At 54.4% G+C, this 16,797-nt stretch carries 16 protein-coding genes and 2 riboswitches; of the genes, 14 read left to right on the top strand and 2 right to left on the bottom strand.

Going from position 1 to position 16,797, the window contains the following annotated elements; genetic code table 11:
* Positions 1–91 precede the first annotated feature (91 nt).
* Positions 92–192, top strand: a riboswitch (TPP riboswitch).
* 34 nt (positions 193–226) lie between these two features.
* The 3 genes from C1J03_RS22010 to C1J03_RS22000 are packed head-to-tail and all read left to right on the top strand — an operon-like array spanning position 227 to position 3,418.
* Positions 227–1,207, top strand: coding sequence for a thiamine ABC transporter substrate-binding protein (locus C1J03_RS22010; protein WP_114888525.1), 981 nt, complete (start codon positions 227–229; stop codon positions 1,205–1,207).
* A complete protein-coding gene (locus C1J03_RS22005) occupies positions 1,183–2,739 on the top strand; it encodes a thiamine/thiamine pyrophosphate ABC transporter permease ThiP (protein ID WP_114888524.1) in 1,557 nt (518 codons plus the stop codon). Before C1J03_RS22010 ends, C1J03_RS22005 begins: the two co-directional genes overlap by 25 nt.
* Positions 2,726–3,418 (top strand): thiamine ABC transporter ATP-binding protein, encoded by a 693-nt coding sequence (locus tag C1J03_RS22000; RefSeq protein WP_114888523.1) that lies wholly within the window; start codon positions 2,726–2,728, stop codon positions 3,416–3,418. Before C1J03_RS22005 ends, C1J03_RS22000 begins: the two co-directional genes overlap by 14 nt.
* On the opposite strand, the gene C1J03_RS21995 is transcribed toward C1J03_RS22000, so the two are convergent.
* A complete protein-coding gene (locus tag C1J03_RS21995; RefSeq protein ID WP_114888522.1) occupies positions 3,410–3,856 on the bottom strand; it encodes a 6,7-dimethyl-8-ribityllumazine synthase in 447 nt (148 codons plus the stop codon). The two genes, C1J03_RS22000 and C1J03_RS21995, sit on opposite strands and share 9 nt — an antisense overlap.
* Before the next feature lie 78 nt (positions 3,857–3,934).
* A riboswitch (FMN riboswitch) is annotated at positions 3,935–4,093 on the bottom strand.
* Between the two features lie 59 nt (positions 4,094–4,152).
* Between C1J03_RS21995 and C1J03_RS21990 the strand changes: the two genes are divergently transcribed.
* The 7 genes from C1J03_RS21990 to C1J03_RS21960 all read left to right on the top strand — a co-directional run bounded on the left by C1J03_RS21990 (position 4,153) and on the right by C1J03_RS21960 (position 10,740).
* On the top strand, positions 4,153–4,779 hold the full coding sequence (locus C1J03_RS21990) for an FMN-binding negative transcriptional regulator (RefSeq protein WP_114888521.1): 627 nt from the start codon (positions 4,153–4,155) through the stop codon (positions 4,777–4,779).
* Positions 4,780–4,843: 64 nt separating this feature from the next.
* Positions 4,844–5,455 (top strand): glutathione S-transferase, encoded by a 612-nt coding sequence (locus C1J03_RS21985; RefSeq protein WP_114888520.1) that lies wholly within the window; start codon positions 4,844–4,846, stop codon positions 5,453–5,455.
* Positions 5,456–5,632: 177 nt separating this feature from the next.
* On the top strand, positions 5,633–6,193 hold the full coding sequence (petA, locus tag C1J03_RS21980) for a ubiquinol-cytochrome c reductase iron-sulfur subunit (protein WP_114888519.1): 561 nt from the start codon (positions 5,633–5,635) through the stop codon (positions 6,191–6,193).
* A 12-nt stretch (positions 6,194–6,205) separates the two neighbouring features.
* Positions 6,206–7,549 carry a cytochrome b gene (gene petB / locus C1J03_RS21975; RefSeq protein WP_114888518.1) on the top strand — a complete coding sequence of 448 codons (1,344 nt, stop codon included), beginning with the start codon at positions 6,206–6,208 and terminating at the stop codon, positions 7,547–7,549.
* 12 nt (positions 7,550–7,561) lie between these two features.
* Complete coding sequence (locus C1J03_RS21970) at positions 7,562–8,341, top strand: cytochrome c1 (RefSeq protein ID WP_114889144.1); 780 nt, start codon at positions 7,562–7,564, stop codon at positions 8,339–8,341.
* A gap of 923 nt (positions 8,342–9,264) precedes the next feature.
* On the top strand, positions 9,265–9,801 hold the full coding sequence (locus tag C1J03_RS21965; protein WP_114888517.1) for a Hint domain-containing protein: 537 nt from the start codon (positions 9,265–9,267) through the stop codon (positions 9,799–9,801).
* A gap of 564 nt (positions 9,802–10,365) precedes the next feature.
* On the top strand, positions 10,366–10,740 hold the full coding sequence (locus C1J03_RS21960; protein WP_114888516.1) for a glycine zipper family protein: 375 nt from the start codon (positions 10,366–10,368) through the stop codon (positions 10,738–10,740).
* A gap of 273 nt (positions 10,741–11,013) precedes the next feature.
* Here C1J03_RS21960 and C1J03_RS21955 read toward each other — a convergent pair whose 3' ends face one another.
* Complete coding sequence (locus C1J03_RS21955) at positions 11,014–12,675, bottom strand: sulfatase-like hydrolase/transferase (RefSeq protein ID WP_114888515.1); 1,662 nt, start codon at positions 12,673–12,675, stop codon at positions 11,014–11,016.
* A 399-nt stretch (positions 12,676–13,074) separates the two neighbouring features.
* Between C1J03_RS21955 and C1J03_RS21950 the strand changes: the two genes are divergently transcribed.
* The 4 genes from C1J03_RS21950 to pcaH all read left to right on the top strand — a co-directional run bounded on the left by C1J03_RS21950 (position 13,075) and on the right by pcaH (position 16,796).
* Positions 13,075–14,139, top strand: coding sequence for a 3-carboxy-cis,cis-muconate cycloisomerase (locus C1J03_RS21950; RefSeq protein ID WP_114888514.1), 1,065 nt, complete (start codon positions 13,075–13,077; stop codon positions 14,137–14,139).
* Between the two features lie 180 nt (positions 14,140–14,319).
* Positions 14,320–15,489 (top strand): 4-hydroxybenzoate 3-monooxygenase, encoded by a 1,170-nt coding sequence (gene pobA / locus C1J03_RS21945; protein WP_114888513.1) that lies wholly within the window; start codon positions 14,320–14,322, stop codon positions 15,487–15,489.
* 192 nt (positions 15,490–15,681) lie between these two features.
* The gene (gene pcaC, locus C1J03_RS21935) at positions 15,682–16,062 is read left to right on the top strand and encodes a 4-carboxymuconolactone decarboxylase (protein WP_114888512.1); all 381 of its coding nucleotides are present in this window, start codon (positions 15,682–15,684) and stop codon (positions 16,060–16,062) included.
* A complete protein-coding gene (gene pcaH / locus C1J03_RS21930) occupies positions 16,059–16,796 on the top strand; it encodes a protocatechuate 3,4-dioxygenase subunit beta (protein ID WP_114888511.1) in 738 nt (245 codons plus the stop codon). The genes pcaC and pcaH overlap by 4 nt, the downstream gene beginning before the upstream one ends.
* Position 16,797: the final 1 nt, after the last annotated feature.

Here is a 16,797-nt window from a genome sequence, read left to right as displayed (position 1 = left end):
GCTAAGCTCCTTTGATCTCTTCCATTAACGAGGTGGGGGCCATGCCTCAAGGGATTATCCCTTGCCTCCTCGTGGTGCGCGTCCTACATCTCTCCATACCTCGGGGGGCTGTAAAGCTGAGATGCGAATGATCGCGGACCCGTTGAACCTGAACCGGTTAACACCGGCGGAGGGAAGGTCTGGACATCTATCCAACGCTTTCTGACGCCGCAACTTGGAGGATGCTATGAAGTATCTTACGTTTGCTGCTGCCACTTTGTGCACAACTGCCGCGCTGGCAGAGACACCTGTTTTGACTGTCTATGCGGGGGACTACTTTACCTCCGAATGGGGCCCCGGCCCCGTCATCGAAGCGGGATTCGAAGAATTCTGCGACTGTGATCTGCAATTTGCTACGGGTGATCTATTGCCGCGCTTGTTGCTTGAGGGAACACGGACCAAGGCGGACGTGGTGATCGGCCTGACGTCTGACGTGACGGCCAAAGCCCGCGCAACGGGCCTGTTTGCGCCGCATGGGCAAGACAACGATGCCCTGACACTCCCGATTGCTTGGTCGGATGATACGTTCTTGCCATTCAATTACGGTCACACCGCGTTTATTTATAACGAGACCCGGATGGACACGCCGCCTGCCAGCTTTGCGGATCTATTGGAGATGCCTGATGACGTCAAAATCGTCATTCAAGATCCACGGACTTCGATCTCCGGTCTGGCGCTCGTGCTGTGGGTAGAGGCGATTTACGGCGATGAAGCTAAGGCAACTTGGGAAAAGTTGGCTCCGAAGATTTTGACCGTCACCAAGGATTGGTCGTCGAGCTACGGCATGTTTACGGACGGCGAAGCAGACATGGTGCTCAGCTACACAACGTCGCCCGCGTACCACATGTTCGCCGAAGAAGATTTCACCAAAAAGGCTGCGATCTTTCCTGAGGGACATTACTTCATGGTCGAAACCGTGGCCAAGATTGCCCAGACTGAACAGCCCGAACTCGCGGATGCTTTCATGGCGTATGTGATGTCTGAGAATTTCCAGACAGTTATTCCGACCGCCAATTGGTCCCTGCCGTCAGCTTTGCCACAAGACCAGTGGCCTGAAGGTTGGAATGAGCTTCCGTTGCCAGAAAAAGTGCTTTTCTACGATGAGACACAGGCAGCCGCCCTACAAGAAAAGGCGATTGAGGCATGGCGCAGCGCCCTGACGCAGTAACCCGTCGCTTTGGAATCGCCGCCGCTTTTTTAGTGGTGGCGGCGATTGTGCTGGCGTGCGTTGGGATTGCGACCCGGGTCGAGGCGGGCAGCATGCTTGGCCCCGGTGACTGGGCCGCGATCAGGTTTACAATTGTGCAATCCGCGCTGTCGGCCGTTTTTTCGGTGGTTCTGGCGATCCCGCTTGCACGTGCCTTGGCGCGGCGACGGTTTGTTGGTCGCGATGCATTGGTAATGTTGCTGGGTGCACCTTTTATCCTACCTGTCATTGTGGCCGTGTTGGGGTTGGTGACAGTGTTTGGCCGTTCAGGTTGGGTGAATGTTGCGCTGGGTACCATCGGCTTGCCGGGTGTGTCCGTTTATGGGCTACACGGGGTTGTGTTGGCGCATGTGTTCTTCAATCTACCGCTTGCGACCCGGCTTTTGCTGCAAGGGTGGGCGGCTATTCCATCCGAGCGGTTTCGCCTTACCGCGCAGTTGCGGCTAAGCCCGCGCGCTGTGTTTCGTGCAGTCGAAGGTCCGATGCTACGGCAAGTGGTGCCGGGTGCGTTGGCGTTGGTTTTTGTGATCTGCTTGACCAGCTTTGCGGTGGCTCTGACGTTGGGTGGTGGCCCGAAGGCGACAACAATCGAGCTTGCGATTTACCAAGCGTTCAAATTTGATTTCGATCTTGGTCGTGCCGCGCGCTTGTCTGTGGTGCAATTGGTTATGGCCGGGGGCATTGCGCTTTTGGCATTGCGGCTGGTGCCGACCATCAGAGTTGGCGGTGGTTTGGATCGCGCCCGTCGGCGTTGGGATGCGCCCCAAGGCTGGCGGCGATGGTCGGATTCTGGAGTGATTGCGCTGGGCGCTGGGTTTCTGCTGCTGCCATTGGCCGCGGTTGTGCTGCGCGGTGTTGCGGGTCTGCCGCAGATGCCGGGGCAGGTCTATCAGGCGGTCTGGGTGTCGCTTGGAGTTTCGGTAGGGAGCATCCTGGTCATGCTGGCCTTGGCGTTACCTATGGCGGGATTGATTGCTGGCCGTTCGCGCGGCGGGATCGAGGCCGTAGGGTTATTGGGTTTGTCCGCATCGCCCCTGATGATTGGCACAGGCTGGTTCATTCTGATCAACCCGGTGGCGGATCCACGCCTTTTTGCACTGCCCGTAACGATGATCGTCAACGCGATGATGTCGCTGCCATTTGCATTGCGTATCTTGGTGCCGCCAATGCGCGATACGCTGCAAGTATACGGACGGCTTAGCAACGTTTTAGGGATGCGGGGCTGGCCGCTGTGGCGCTGGCTGATCCTGCCACGGCTCCGCGCTCAGATAGGGTTTGCTGCTGGGCTGACCGGCGCACTCTCAATGGGCGATCTAGGTGTGATCGCGCTTTTTGCAGATCAAGACCGGGTCACACTGCCTTTGCAGATGTACCGTTTGATGGGGGCTTACCGGATGGAAGCGGCCGCGGGCGCGGCGTTGTTGTTGCTGGCGCTGAGCCTTGGGATATTCTGGATATGTGACAAAGGAGGGCGCTGGAATGCTGACACTTGATAATGCGGTCATCGCGCAAGGCGACTTTGAGATGCATGCAAATTTGACGCTGGAAGCGGGGCGCAAATATGCCGTGATCGGGCCGTCAGGCGCTGGAAAATCGACTTTGCTGAATGCGGTTTGCGGGTTTGTCACGCTGAGTGTTGGCCGTCTGCTTTGGCAAGGCCAAGACATTACCGATGCGCCGCCGGGTGCGCGTAAGATGACAATGCTGTTTCAGGATAATAATCTGTTTCCCCACTTAACTGTGGCGCAGAATGTCGGCCTTGGTATTCGTCCTGACATGCGGTTGAGTGCTGCGGATCGTGACCAAATTGAAGGTGCTTTGGCGCGTGTCGGTCTTGATGGATATGCAGACACCCGCCCTGGTAATTTATCCGGTGGCCAGCAGAGCCGAGCGGCTTTGGCGCGGGTGTTGGTTCAGGCGCACCCGCTGGTGTTGCTGGATGAACCGTTCGCGGCCCTGGGGCCGGCGTTGCGCAATGAAATGCTTGATCTGGTCAGTGACCTTGTGACCGAAACGGGGGCGTCGTTGTTGATGGTGACCCACGCGCCCGAAGATGTGCGGCGCATTTCGGATGAAGTGATCTTTGTCGAGGGTGGTCGCGCCAATGCGCCACAAGCAGCGGCAGGTCTGATGGAAAACCCGCCGCCGGAATTGCGTGCCTACTTAGGCTGATTGGAGAGCCGGCTTGGTCATTGCCAAGGCCGCCGCTGCAGCCTCGCGGCCCTTTTCAACGAAATTCGCACGGTAGATGGCGTTGTGATGCGCGGTTTCTTGATATTGGTGCGGCGTTAACGAAACTGACAGCACTGGCACCCCGGTATCAAGGCCCACGCGCATCAACCCATCAACCACAGCGGCCGCAACGAAGTCATGTCTGTAGATGCCGCCATCCACGACAAACGCTGCGCAGATGATGGTTGTGTAGCGCCCGGTGCGCGCCAACTCTTGGGCCTTCAAGGGCATCTCAAATGCCCCGGGGACATCAAAGTTGTCAATTTGTGATGTCGGTATCAGTTCCGTAAATCCATCCAACGCGCGGTCGACAATATCAGCGTGCCAACGTGCTTTAATGAATGCGTAACGGGCGGGGGCGCAATTGCCATGTGTCATATTTGATCTCCTTTAGGTTCGACACGTCCACCCAAGGCGATCACGTCCCTTGGCTGCCCCCAAAAGGGCAATCATGGGTCGCATTCTCTTCCATCCGGACTATGACCGTCGGCTCTGGCATCTCACCAGATCTGCTGACCAAGCGTCCCTCGTTAGAGGAGCACGTTGCGCTCGCGGGCTCGTGGGGCAAGCCCACATACCGCCGGTGGGGAATTTCACCCCGCCCTGAGAATACCGCGAGATTGCCAAGGAGCAGGGTGGTCTGCAATAGAGAAAGACTGAAGAGGAGAGCAAAGATGCACCCTAACCCGATCTTTCATACTGCTGATGCCGCAAAGAACCTGGGTTTTGCGCGTGAGCGTGGCTTTGGTGTGCTGGCCGTGCAAGGCGAAGGCGCGCCGATGCTGAGCCATGTACCGTTTCTGCTGAACACCTTGGGCGACAGCATTGATTTGCATCTGGTGCGCTCCAACCCCATCGCGCGGGCGTTAAAGGTACCGTTGCAGGCGACGATAGTTGTGTCTGGGCCCGATAGTTATGTCTCGCCGGATTGGTACGGCGTCCCCGATCAAGTTCCGACATGGAACTACGTTGCGGTTCATTTGACCGGAACACTCAGCCGATTGCCACAAGATACCATGCGGGAGATGCTGGACTGGCAATCAGCGGCGATTGAAGAACAATTGTTGCCCAAGACGCCTTGGAAGACTGACAAGATGACGCCTGAGGTGTTGGAAAGTATGATGCGGATGATCGTGCCGTGCCGCATGCAGGTCACCGGTGTCGACGGAACTTGGAAGCTCAGCCAAAACAAGGCAGACGAAGTGCGATTGGCGGCTACTGATCAGATGGAAGGGTATGGCATCGGATCAGAGCCGCGCATTGTGGCCGCTTTGATGCGCGGTGTGGCCCCGCGCGATTGAGTGGCCATTGCGCGCAGGGGCAGGGCAGGGAATACTGTCCGCAACCCTGCAGGAGTACACCCCCATGAAGCTGTTCCATTCGCCCGCCTCACCCTTTGTCCGCAAAGTTGATGTGATGTTGCATGAATTAGGTAAAACCGATGCTGTGGAGCTTGTGTCGGTGCAAACCACGGCGTTGTCGTCTGCCGATGCGCTGATTGCGACGAATCCGCTTGCCAAAATACCAGCGCTGGAACGGCCCAATGGTGCGACACTTTATGACAGCCGGGTCATCACCGCGTATCTCAACGATCTTTTCGACGGGAACCTTTATCCGCAGGGCCAGCGAAAGTGGGAAACCCTAACGCTAGAAGCGACCGGCGATGGAATTATGGAATCAGCGGTCTCCATGACCTACGAAATACGTCTGCGCGACGAAGCAGAGCAGTCGAGCGCGTGGATCGAAGCACAGTGGGGCAAGGCCTCGCGCGCTATCGCCGCAATCAATGCACGCTGGATGAGCCACCTCGAAGCGCCGCTTGATATGGCGCAGATTTCTGTCGCATGCGCATTGGGTTACGTGGATTTCCGTCATGAGGCACGCAACTGGCGTCAAGGAAACGACACACTGGCCACGTGGTTCGAGAAATTCGAATCGCGACCCTCAATGATGGCAACAATGCCACCCAAAGCCTAAAAATGCGAAGTTTGAGCTGTATTTCCGTTTGAAAAACAACCCCTGCGACGGTTTGCACGCCCAAGACATCTGGACGCGCGCGGCCCATGCCGGTAGACACCGTTGAACTAAGGTGACTTTTCAGGGTCGCCGCAATGGCTATTGGCCGTTTAACGCCCAAGATTTGGAGAAAATCCCGTGTCTCAAGCAGAAGATCATTCAGAAAGCCGGAGGGATTTCCTCTATTACGCGACAGCGGGAACGGGTGCCGTTGCTGTTGGCGCGGCAGTTTGGCCTTTGGTTAACCAGATGAACCCCTCTTCCGACGTTGAAGCGCTGTCTTCGATCCGCGTAGACATTTCGGGTGTTGAAGAAGGTACGCAACTGACCGTGAAGTGGCTGGGTAAGCCGGTTTTCATGCGTCGTCGTACAGAAGCAGAGATCGAAGAGGCCCGCGCAGTAGATATTTCCGAGCTGCCCGATCAGAACGCTGAGAATGAAAATATTTCCGGTGATGCACCGGCGACCGACGCCAACCGCGCCCTTGATGAAAGCGGCGAGTGGTTGGTGATGATGGGCGTTTGTACCCACCTGGGCTGCGTGCCGTTGGGCGATGCAGGCGATTTTGATGGTTGGTTCTGCCCATGTCACGGTTCACACTACGATACTGCTGGCCGTATTCGCAAAGGGCCTGCACCGCGCAACCTGCCGGTTCCGATTGCTGCATTCGTGGATGAATCCACGATCAAACTGGGTTAAGGGAGAGCTTTTATGTCTGGTATTCCTCACGACCATTACGAGCCGAAGTCATCCGGCGAAAAGTGGATCCATAGCCGTTTGCCGATCGTAGGTCTGCTCTATGACACGCTGATGATCCCAACCCCCAAGAACCTCAACTGGATGTGGATCTGGGGAATTGTCCTGACGTTCTGTTTGGTAATGCAAATCGCGACCGGCATCGTGCTGGCCATGCATTACACGCCGCATGTCGATCTGGCGTTCTCAAGCGTCGAGCACATCATGCGCAACGTGCGCGGTGGTTATATGCTGCGGTATATGCACGCCAACGGGGCCTCGCTGTTCTTTGTCGCAGTTTATGCGCACATCTTTCGGGGCCTGTATTATGGCTCTTATAAAGCACCCCGCGAGATCACGTGGATTATCGGGATGCTCATCTACCTGATGATGATGGCAACCGGCTTTATGGGTTACGTTCTGCCATGGGGTCAGATGTCCTTCTGGGGTGCCACCGTTATTACTGGTCTCTTTGGCGCGATCCCGTTCATCGGTGAAAGCTTGCAGACGTTGCTTCTGGGCGGCCCTGCCGTTGATAACGCCACGCTGAACCGCTTTTTCTCACTGCATTATCTACTACCCTTCGTAATCGCGGGGCTCGTGGTTCTTCACATTTGGGCTTTCCATTCTACGGGCAACAACAACCCGACGGGTGTGCCAGTTCGAACGAAATCCAAAGAAGAAGCACAAAAAGATACCCTGCCATTTTGGCCTTATTTTGTGATCAAGGACCTGTTTGCGCTGGCTGTGATTTTGTTGGTGTTCTTTGCGATCGTTGGCTTTATGCCAAACTATCTGGGACACCCGGACAACTACATTGAAGCAAACCCGCTGGTGACCCCTGCACACATCGTTCCTGAATGGTACTTCTTGCCATTCTACGCGATCTTGCGCGCGTTCACTTCCGAAGTTTGGGTGGTGCAGATCGCGTCCTTTGTGACCGGCGGCATCATTGACGCTAAGTTCTTTGGCGTGTTGGCAATGTTTGGCGCGATTGCAGTGATGGCGCTGGTGCCGTGGTTGGATACATCCAGCGTACGCTCTGGACGCTACCGCCCAATGTTCAAATGGTGGTTTGCTCTGCTGGTGGTGGATTTCTTTGCACTGATGTGGCTGGGTGCTATGCCCGCGGAAGAGCCTTATGCGAGCTTCTCTTTGATCGCGTCGGCCTATTGGTTCGGATATTTCTTGGTGATCTTGCCGTTGCTCGGCGCGATTGAGAAACCGTCGCCGCAACCGGAGACTATTGAGGCCGATTTTGACGCGAAGCACGCGTCAAAGGCTGGCGGCACCAAGACGATTGTGAACCCGGCGGAGTAAACGGACATGAAAATGATGAAAAAACACATCCTTGCCGCCGCTATGGCCGTAGCAATCGCTCCGACTGCATTTGCAGCCGGTGGGAGCTCTGGGCATATTGAGAACATCGATTTCTCATTCGATGGTCCATTTGGCTCATACGACACCAACCAGCTGCAGCGCGGCCTTCAGATTTACACAGAGGTCTGCTCTGCCTGTCACGGTCTGAAGTTTGTGGCGTTGCGGACGCTTGGATCTGAAAGCGGCCCCGCGCTGCCAGAAGACCAAGTGATCGAGTACTCCAAGCAATGGGATATTTTCGATGCTGAGTTGGATGACACCCGTGAAGGTACGCCTGTAGACCATTTCCCTGAATCGGGATTGGAAGATGCACCTGACCTGTCACTGATGGCCAAAAAGCGCGCTGGTTTTCACGGCCCTTACGGCCTTGGCATCAACCAGTTCTTCAAAGGTATTGGTGGGGCTGAGTACATTGCTGCTCTGCTTTCTGGCTATACCGGTGAGGAAAAAGAGGAGGCGGGGACAACCTTTTATGAGAACTCCGTCTTTGGTTGGATCTCAATGGCGCCACCGCTTTATGATGAGCAGGTTGAGTTTGCTGATGGCCACGCAAACGACGTTCACCACATGGCAGAAGACGTTTCAGCCTTTTTGATGTGGACGGCCGAACCGAAAATGGCAGCAAGAAAACAGGCTGGTTTTACAGGTGTTATCTTGCTGACGCTTTTGTCTGTGCTTCTTTATCTGACCAACAAGCGTCTTTGGGCACCGATCAAGCACAAAGAGGACTAATACCTGTCAATGCCCACCTCGAGTGGCGGGCGTTGCTTCGATTGAAATGAAGGCGCTGCGGTTTTTTGTCCGCAATGAAAGACCGTAGCGCCCCACCATCCCTTTTCGATATGCCGATGATGTCGTGTTCAAACATCCAGACATCAGGCGACAGATCAAAGCTCCCCATCAGATTATGAATGTTTGCCCGATGTTGTCAGGGCTATGTATTGATAAACGCACAGTGATCTTGTGGTTTGTGTCGATCTGCGGCGGTATTATTTCCAAAGCTGCAGGAAATCCCAGAGTTTGCACGCCCAATTCACCCTATTGTTCACAGAAGAATGGGTAATCAAATCACCCTGCAATGGTGCATCTGTTCTCCGAAAAAAATTATATTCAACAAGTTCCTTAAACATCTGCAGTTAGCATAAATTGATTGCATAGAGCGTTTGACTGATTGTGGCCTTGTTGGAAATTATTTTTCTTCCAAGTGTTTGAGAAGGCCATCATTCGCAATGCATCGGAAGGTCTGTCCAATACATCCCATTGGCTGACAGTGCTTTGCAGTGAAGAGTACGGACCGCACAGTCTGCCCTGTGCGGTCCTTTTTTTAAGAACCAGATTTGTATAGTCTGGATTGTTACGTGAGGTTTAACCAGTGAACTATTTTCAAGATCCATCTGTCTCAGATTGCTGGGATTCAGCCAGAAAACAACATTCAGTTTCACTATCTGAGAACTCGATTCCTGATCGAGTTGCAATAAGGCGCGTCTATTTGAAGCGCGTCATAATCACTGCGATCACCGGTATGATTATTCTGAAAGCAATGACTTGATGGGTAAGGGTTGAATCCGGCCCCATCAAAGAACACGTCAAACGCATTTCGAGACAACAAGACGTTGCCCAGTTCGATTACTAACGAAGCTATTTGTGAGTACCCAATGTTACAGACTATTGACGACGATCAGTTACTAGAAAATGTAATGATGAAGCTGGATTCTAGCGAGGTTGCGACGAAACGCCCTCGGCCGCAACGCGACGCGTTATCTTGGACATTACCAGGATTTGTAGCGGGTGCACGCGTTGCCACGTCGTTCGGAAATCTACCCATCGAGGCACTGCGCCTTCGCGACCCGGTAAGAACCATTTCGGGTGATTACCTGCCCGTGAAGTGGATTGATAAAATCCAGCTTGATACGAAATTCCTGTCGCTACACCCAGAAGCAAACCCCATTTTTATTCCGCAAGGTTCACTTGCCCCAATGGCCCCCAACAGCGATATTTTGGTGTCGCCGGTTCAGAATCTCAAATTGCCCAAACATACGAGCGGAACACCGGCAATTTCTGCGCAGTCCATTGTCGGCCGGGGCAATATCGCCAGGAAGTCGCAGCAAAATCTAACGTACTATCTCTTCCATTGCGGCGAAGATACTTCAATAAGCATCGATGGGCTCTGGTTCGAAATCCTGCACAAATAAGCAAAGTGTGATCGTTCCTTTGTGGGTGAATTCAGCAGACTGGAAAACTGAATATCAGTGGGCCGTTAATGGCACCGCTGTTTCGAACGTTTGCGAGAGCAATCCTGACATCCAACCACCCAAAAGATTGTTGTCTGAATAGATAGGGCACCAGTTGACGCAGAATGGGTCAGTCAACGAACCACGTTTTGCGCTAAGGTCTGCAGCACCTTCAAAAACACTAAACCGCATCTCAAAGGTGGCGTCATAATCTGCGCGCGTGCGAAGCGTATCGGTGGGGCTGGCAAAGAATTTTTCACCTTAGATGATGTCCGTGCCATTAAGCCACAAAGCTTGAAGCGCGTGCTGCAAATCATCATCAGATAAATCTGCTGTTGCTGATCTCGTGATCTTCGCTGCATGCCGATCTTCCCTGGAAGTGTTCGATCCGCCTGCCAGGTCAGACCACAGAAACTAGCGCAGGAGGTGTGTTGGTCTTATTGGTGGGAGTGAGTTAGACTGATGTCATCTATTGGGTTATGCGGCCCGATATTGTTGATATTTTAAAAATCTAGGAGGTTCTCTATGAATGTGCTCGCAAAAACCACCGCTGTTTCATTCATTTGTCTGCTTGCGGCCTGTGAAAACTCCGGTGCCAACTATACACCCGTAATCGACGGTGCGGTTGGCCCGAACTACAACTCAGATCTTGCACAATGTCAGGGTTTGGCTGCGTCTCAGGCTTCGATAGATGGTAGCACAGGCCGCGATGTTGCTACAGGTGCAGGTGTTGCTGCAGCGTCGTCAGTTATTATCAATGACAATAGCAGCAATCTTGGTGAAGCGGCTGCAGTCGGGGCATTGGTCGGTTTGACGGGCAACGCACTGAAGAAAAACGCCGACCGAGAGGCCATCGTGAAGAACTGTATGCGCGGACGTGGCTATAACGTCGTAGGCTAATATTTAACCTTAGCCCTGCTTCGGAACTTAGTTTGGCTTTGCAATATAATGGGTTCGACCAGAAATGGCCGGACCCATTCTTGCCATTTGCTTGAGGGTTAAAGTGCACACAACTAAGTGAGGCCGTTTGAAAAATGGGGTGTCTTGCCCCCGGACTTAGCTACCACAACGGCGGTCCATCCTTTAACATCAAGCTCGAATCAAGCGTAATAGCCGCACGCTTTGGGATGTTCGTTCAACTTTCAATTACCTGAGCTATTTTCGACGAACACGCTATTGCGAAGGGCCGGGGCGCGGTTTGCCACGGTAAAATTGCGTCACAGGCAGAGCGATTTCAGTCTCATCGTAGACGCCCAATACGACCCCAAGCCCGCCCGATCCACTGCCCTTCGCAAGGATTTCAGCATCGCTTTTTGTGGTCCTTTGGGATTGCCGGATTGCCCAATTTGCGAGCCGATCGTACATCAACTTGATGATGTCGCAGTGATCAGGACTGTCCCAAAGGTCGACGAGTTCATCGGGGTCGTTTTGCAGGTCGAAAAGCTGGCAGCGCAGACCTTCGGCATGCATGAATTTCCAATTTGCGTCTGCCACCATAAAGAGCCGTGCCTGACTAGGTGTCGCAGCTAACATCGATGCCTCGGCCTTTTGGGAATAGTCATATTCGCTGATCGCAAAATCACGCCAATCTGGGGTTTCGCCGTGAAGCCATGGCTTTAGCGACCGCCCCTCAAGGATATGCGGCTTGGCTTCGCCGCCTGCGTAATCAAGAAAAGTAGGGGCAAGATCAATGGCCTCAACTAGTTCATCACAAACGGTGCCGCGTGTACCGTCAGCGGCCTTTGAAGGATCTCGGATAATAAGCGGCACTTTGACCGAAGGCTCGTGAAACAGGTCTTTTTCACCCATCCAATGATCGCCCAGATAATCACCGTGGTCTGATGTCACGACAATCAGTGTGTCGTCCCAGCGCCCGTTGTCTTTAAGCCACTGAAAAAGCCTGCCCATCTGGTCATCACATTGCTTGATCAAGCCCATGTAGGCCGGGATCACCGCTTCGCGGACCTCGTTTCGGCTAAAGGCCTTGCCAACGCGCCCCTCCATGAAGGCCTTGTAAACCGGATGCGCCTCTTGCTGTTCGCGGGGGTCGCGGACAACAGGGATCACGTGCTCAGGGCCGTACACATCGTTGTACGGAGCAGGCGCGATATAGGGCCAGTGCGGTTTGATATAGCTCAGGTGCAAACACCATGGCGTGTCGTCAGCCTGAGCCATAAATTCGATCGCGCGGCTGGTCATGTACGGCGTTTCGGAATCGTCGTTTTCAACCACAGCAGCTTTGCGGGAGTTTTTAAGAAACCATCCAGAGGCCATTTCTTCGGGGTCATCTTTGTTGCGACCAGAGTTAGCATAATCATGCCATGGATTGGCGGAATCGTAGCCTTTGTCGCGCAGATATGTGTTGTAAGTTTCGGCACCTTTAGGATCATAGAAACCGTCTGGTCCCTCGGGGCGCATCCCGTCGTCGCGTTCCCAAACGTCAAAGCCACATTGCTCGACCCGCGCTCCAATAACTGTATCGCGAGGAATGCCGAGGCGCTCCATGCCTTCGTCATCTGCCTTCATATGCGTTTTGCCGACCAGCCAGCAATCCATACCAGCATCCCGTAGGTGATCACCCATGGTGCGTTCACCAACCTTAAGCGGTACGCGGTTCCAGGTGGCCCCATGCGAATGCACGTAACGTCCGGTGTAAAAGCTCATCCGGGAGGACCCACAGATCGGTGACTGCACATATGTCCGCGAGAAGCGCACGCCCTCAGCGGCGAGCGCATCAATGTTTGGCGTATGCAAATGCGGATGCCCTGCGCAGCTAAGATAATCCCAACGTAGTTGGTCAAACATGATGAAAAGGACGTTCTTGGGTTTGGTCATAGGTCTACACCAGCTTCATTGTTTTTGAGCGCGAGCAGTTTTCATGTTCAGATATGGCCCCGCGTTAAATATGTTGATCGTTCATTTGGCATAAAACCTGCATCATTGCGTAGGCTTATGCCAGCCTTTCGACGATTTTTCAGAGCCTCGAAGCCGGGGGTCCTTAACGAGTAGGCAGGCGATCGTATCCATCGTCGTGCCATTCGCTAGTGCACAGACAAAACCCACATGTACCACCTGATGGCTGAGCGTGAAGAATTTCTAATGTATCGCTCGGCGCAAGAAATCTGGCAATGGACGTAAGTTCGGGTATGAGAGGGTGATCCGTTTCCATTGGCATTGCTCGATCATGGGCTTGTTATTGGGTCGGTCGAAATACGCCAGCCCAAGGAGGGCACCATGTCCAACGCATTCACCCGCACCGGCCTCTTTGGGCAACTGTTTCAAGATGGCGAAGTCGCAGATGCGTTTTCAGCTGAGATTTTCGTCTCCCGCATGATCACGTTCGAGCGGGCTTGGACCCAAGCCTTGGCCCGTGTCGGAGTTGTTGATCAGGCTTCGGAAAGCGCCGCCCTTGCTGCGATTGACGCGTTCACGCCAGATTTCTCAGGGCTATCTGCGGCAAGCGATGTGGACGGACTGCCGCTGCCCAATCTGGTGAGCCAGTTGCGCGCTGGAATGCCAGAGCCAGTACAGAAAGCGGTTCATACCGGCACCACCAGCCAGGACGTGATCGACACTGCGATGATCATGACATGTCAGCATTTGCTTTCGGTCTTCGCGGCAAGGGGGGCTGCGATATTGGTGCAGCTTGATGGTTTGGATGACGCATTTGGCAACAACGCGATGATGGGGCGTACCCGGATGCAGGCTGCGTTACCGATTACGGTTCATGACCGACTGCGCATCTGGCGCGGCCCATTGGCCCAGCAGCTTCACGCACTGACCGTTCTTATCGAACAAAGTCGGGTCCTCCAGGCTGGGGGAGCTGTTGGGTTGCGAGATAAACCGCAGGCACAGGCTGATGCGGTCGCTACGCATGTGGCTGATACGCTTGGCCTGAAAGTGGTGCCTCTTTGGCATGCGGACCGCAGCGCCATCCTTGATCTAGGAAACTGGCTTGTGAAAACAGCTGGGCTGTTGGGAAAGCTCGGTCAGGACATCGCGCTGATGGCGCAGCAGGGTGTAGACGAAGTAGCCCTTGAAGGTGCAGGGGGATCGTCTGCGATGCCGCATAAACAGAACCCCATTCGCGCAGAGGCACTAGTAACGTTGGGCCGGTTCGTCGCGGGACAGCAGGGCGTTTTGGGGCAATCCATGATCCACGAGCAGGAACGTTCCGGTGCTGCTTGGGCGTTGGAGTGGATGACGCTCCCGTTGATGTTTGAAGCAACGGGCGCATCGCTCAATAATGCCGCGGTGTTGCTGTCGCAGATCCGTCGTCTTGGCGGTTCGGCAGGTTAAGCGGGGGATACTACTGCCTTTAGATTAGCTTGGCGCGCCGTCTCCACAAAAAGGGAGAGCTGGGTCATGTTGACCTGTCGGGCGTGTGTGCTTTCCAAAATGGAAATCAACGTAGATGAATCAACAATTTACATGGTTTTATACACGGCATAACCTTGCGACAACAGATTTGAGGACACCATGAAAACACAGGTCGCTATCATCGGCGGCGGTCCATCGGGCCTTTTGCTTTCGCAACTTTTGCATGTGCGCGGTATCGACAGCATCGTTTTGGAGCGCAAGACTAAGGACTATGTGCTTGGCCGTATTCGCGCCGGTGTGTTGGAGCGTGGCCTGGTCGGCCTGATGGAAGAAGCGGGGTGTGCAGATCGGATGCATGCCGAAGGTTTTCCCCACGACGGCACGCTTGTGTCCTACGGAGACGAGATGTTTCGCGTCGATTTCACCAAGCACGCTGGCGAACATGTGATGATCTACGGCCAGACCGAAGTGACACGGGATTTGTACGACGCGCGTGAAAAAGCGAACGGCCTGATTGAATTCAATGTCGAGAACGTTGTGATCCATGACGCGGATAGCGATAGCCCGCACTTAACCTACAATGTTGATGGTGATGCACGGCGCATCGATTGTGACTTTGTTGCGGGCTGTGACGGGTTCCATGGGGTCAGCCGTCAAACGATCCCTCTGGATGTGCGAAAGGAATACGAGAAGCTCTATCCGTTTGGTTGGCTGGGCATTCTGAGCGAAACGCCACCCGTGAATCATGAGCTGATTTATGCGAATTCTGAACGTGGGTTTGCCTTGTGCTCTATGCGCAATGACAAGCTGAGCCGCTATTATATCCAATGCTCGTTGAGTGACAGTCCTGACGACTGGACCGATGAGGCGTTCTGGGCAGAGCTTAAACGGCGCCTCCCGAAAGAGCAGGCGGATAGCTTGGTAACAGGGCCCTCGATTGAGAAATCCATCGCACCCCTGCGGTCATTTGTGACCGAACCGATGCGCTGGGGTCGCTTATTTTTGTGCGGTGATGCTGCCCATATTGTACCGCCTACGGGTGCCAAAGGCCTCAACACTGCGGCGTCAGATGTGCACTACCTCTACAATGGGTTGCGCGATTATTATGAAAATGGGTCTGAGGCCGGGATCGATGGGTACTCCGAAAAGGCGCTCGCCCGTGTCTGGAAGGCCGAGCGGTTTTCCTGGTGGTTTTCATCGTTGATGCACCGCTACCCGGATCAATCTGAATTCGATATCAAGATGCAGGTTGCGGAGCTGGAATTCCTGCGCTCCAGTGACGCGGCACAAAAAGCGATGGCAGAGAACTATGTTGGTCTGCCCTATTGATGCGGGTATCGAAACCAAACGGCAGCGCGTAGCATAGGCGAATGGATGTTGCCCCCAGAGGACAGCTGCCAAACAGTGCGCTGGTAGAGTGTTCAATTTCGCGTGCCTTCGACGGGGCATGTTATGTGTCTTGTGTTGAAAACCCGGCGGCCGGTGCGGCCATTCTCTCGCCCTTTTTAAAGGAACACGCCAATGTCTGATCGATTTGATGCCGGAATGAAGGTGCGCCGTGAGGTGCTTGGGGATGCGCATGTTGACCGTGTCGAAGCGACGAAGATGCCATTTGACGCGCCATTCCAGACGATGATTACGGAGGGGGCTTGGGGCACGCTTTGGGCGGATGATACGATCTCAAGGCGCGATCGTTCCTTGCTGACGCTTTCGCTGTTGGCAGCAATGGGTAATTTCGACGAGATCCCGATGCACATACGAGCCTGTCGGAATACCGGTGCCAAACCCGAAGAGGTGCTGCAGGCATTTATGCATGTGGCTGTCTATGCCGGTGTGCCAAAGGCCAATCACGCGATTAGACTTGCGAAGGAGACCTACCGGGAAATGGGGGTGGAGATATGAGCAAAGCACCAACTATGGGCGGTTTTGTTCCGCGCGACCGGGATCGGCATCCAGCCGCCCTGACGCCACCTTACAAGACCTCCGTGAAGCGCAGCCCGCAGGCGGCACTATTGTCGTTCCCGACCACGTTGTCAGAAGAAACCGGCCCAGTCTTTGGCCACGAGATGTTAGGGGCGCTCGACAGTGATCTGATCCATAACTTCGCCAAATCGGGCGAATGCGCAATTGGCCCTCGGATCATTGTACATGGCCGGGTCATGGATGAGATGGGCCGCCCGGTGCCCGGCGCTCTGCTGGAGTTTTGGCAGGCGAATGCAGGTGGACGTTATCGCCACAGAAAGGAAAGCTATCTTGCCCCGCTTGATCCCAATTTTGGGGGCTGTGGGCGAACGATCACCGCTGAAGACGGTTCTTACGAGTTCCGCACAATCCAACCCGGTCCTTATCCTTGGCCCAACGGGATGAACGATTGGCGCCCGGCTCACATCCATTTTAGTGTCTTTGGTCATGGCTTTGCCCAGCGGTTGATTACTCAGATGTATTTTGAGGGCGATCCGCACATTTGGCTGTGCCCGATCGTGGATACGATTTCGACGCGCGAGGCAGTAGAGTCGCTGATTGCGCCGCTGGATATGAACAGAACTGTTCCGATGGACAGTCGCGCCTACAAATTTGACATCACGCTGCGTGGGCGGCGTCAGACCTTCTTTGAAAACCGGCTTGAGGGGCTTTGAA

The organism is Sulfitobacter sp. SK012 (assembly GCF_003352085.1).
GTDB lineage: Bacteria > Pseudomonadota > Alphaproteobacteria > Rhodobacterales > Rhodobacteraceae > Sulfitobacter.
Note: the sequence above shows the minus strand (reverse complement) of the source record. Positions and strands in the feature narration are given on the sequence as shown.

Excerpts from the sequence above, each read along its gene's own strand:
- pcaC (WP_114888512.1), top strand. The coding sequence starts at position 15,682 with ATGTCTGATCGATTTGATGCCGGAATGAAGGTGCGCCGTGAGGTGCTT.
- C1J03_RS21960 (WP_114888516.1), top strand. The coding sequence starts at position 10,366 with ATGAATGTGCTCGCAAAAACCACCGCTGTTTCATTCATTTGTCTGCTT.
- C1J03_RS22000 (WP_114888523.1), top strand. The coding sequence starts at position 2,726 with ATGCTGACACTTGATAATGCGGTCATCGCGCAAGGCGACTTTGAGATG.
- C1J03_RS22005 (WP_114888524.1), top strand. The coding sequence starts at position 1,183 with ATGGCGCAGCGCCCTGACGCAGTAACCCGTCGCTTTGGAATCGCCGCC.
- pobA (WP_114888513.1), top strand. The coding sequence starts at position 14,320 with ATGAAAACACAGGTCGCTATCATCGGCGGCGGTCCATCGGGCCTTTTG.
- C1J03_RS21995 (WP_114888522.1), bottom strand. The coding sequence starts at position 3,856 with ATGACACATGGCAATTGCGCCCCCGCCCGTTACGCATTCATTAAAGCA.
- C1J03_RS21950 (WP_114888514.1), top strand. The coding sequence starts at position 13,075 with ATGTCCAACGCATTCACCCGCACCGGCCTCTTTGGGCAACTGTTTCAA.
- C1J03_RS21970 (WP_114889144.1), top strand. The coding sequence starts at position 7,562 with ATGATGAAAAAACACATCCTTGCCGCCGCTATGGCCGTAGCAATCGCT.
- C1J03_RS21985 (WP_114888520.1), top strand. The coding sequence starts at position 4,844 with ATGAAGCTGTTCCATTCGCCCGCCTCACCCTTTGTCCGCAAAGTTGAT.
- C1J03_RS22010 (WP_114888525.1), top strand. The coding sequence starts at position 227 with ATGAAGTATCTTACGTTTGCTGCTGCCACTTTGTGCACAACTGCCGCG.
- C1J03_RS21990 (WP_114888521.1), top strand. The coding sequence starts at position 4,153 with ATGCACCCTAACCCGATCTTTCATACTGCTGATGCCGCAAAGAACCTG.
- petB (WP_114888518.1), top strand. The coding sequence starts at position 6,206 with ATGTCTGGTATTCCTCACGACCATTACGAGCCGAAGTCATCCGGCGAA.
- C1J03_RS21955 (WP_114888515.1), bottom strand. The coding sequence starts at position 12,675 with ATGACCAAACCCAAGAACGTCCTTTTCATCATGTTTGACCAACTACGT.
- C1J03_RS21965 (WP_114888517.1), top strand. The coding sequence starts at position 9,265 with ATGTTACAGACTATTGACGACGATCAGTTACTAGAAAATGTAATGATG.
- pcaH (WP_114888511.1), top strand. The coding sequence starts at position 16,059 with ATGAGCAAAGCACCAACTATGGGCGGTTTTGTTCCGCGCGACCGGGAT.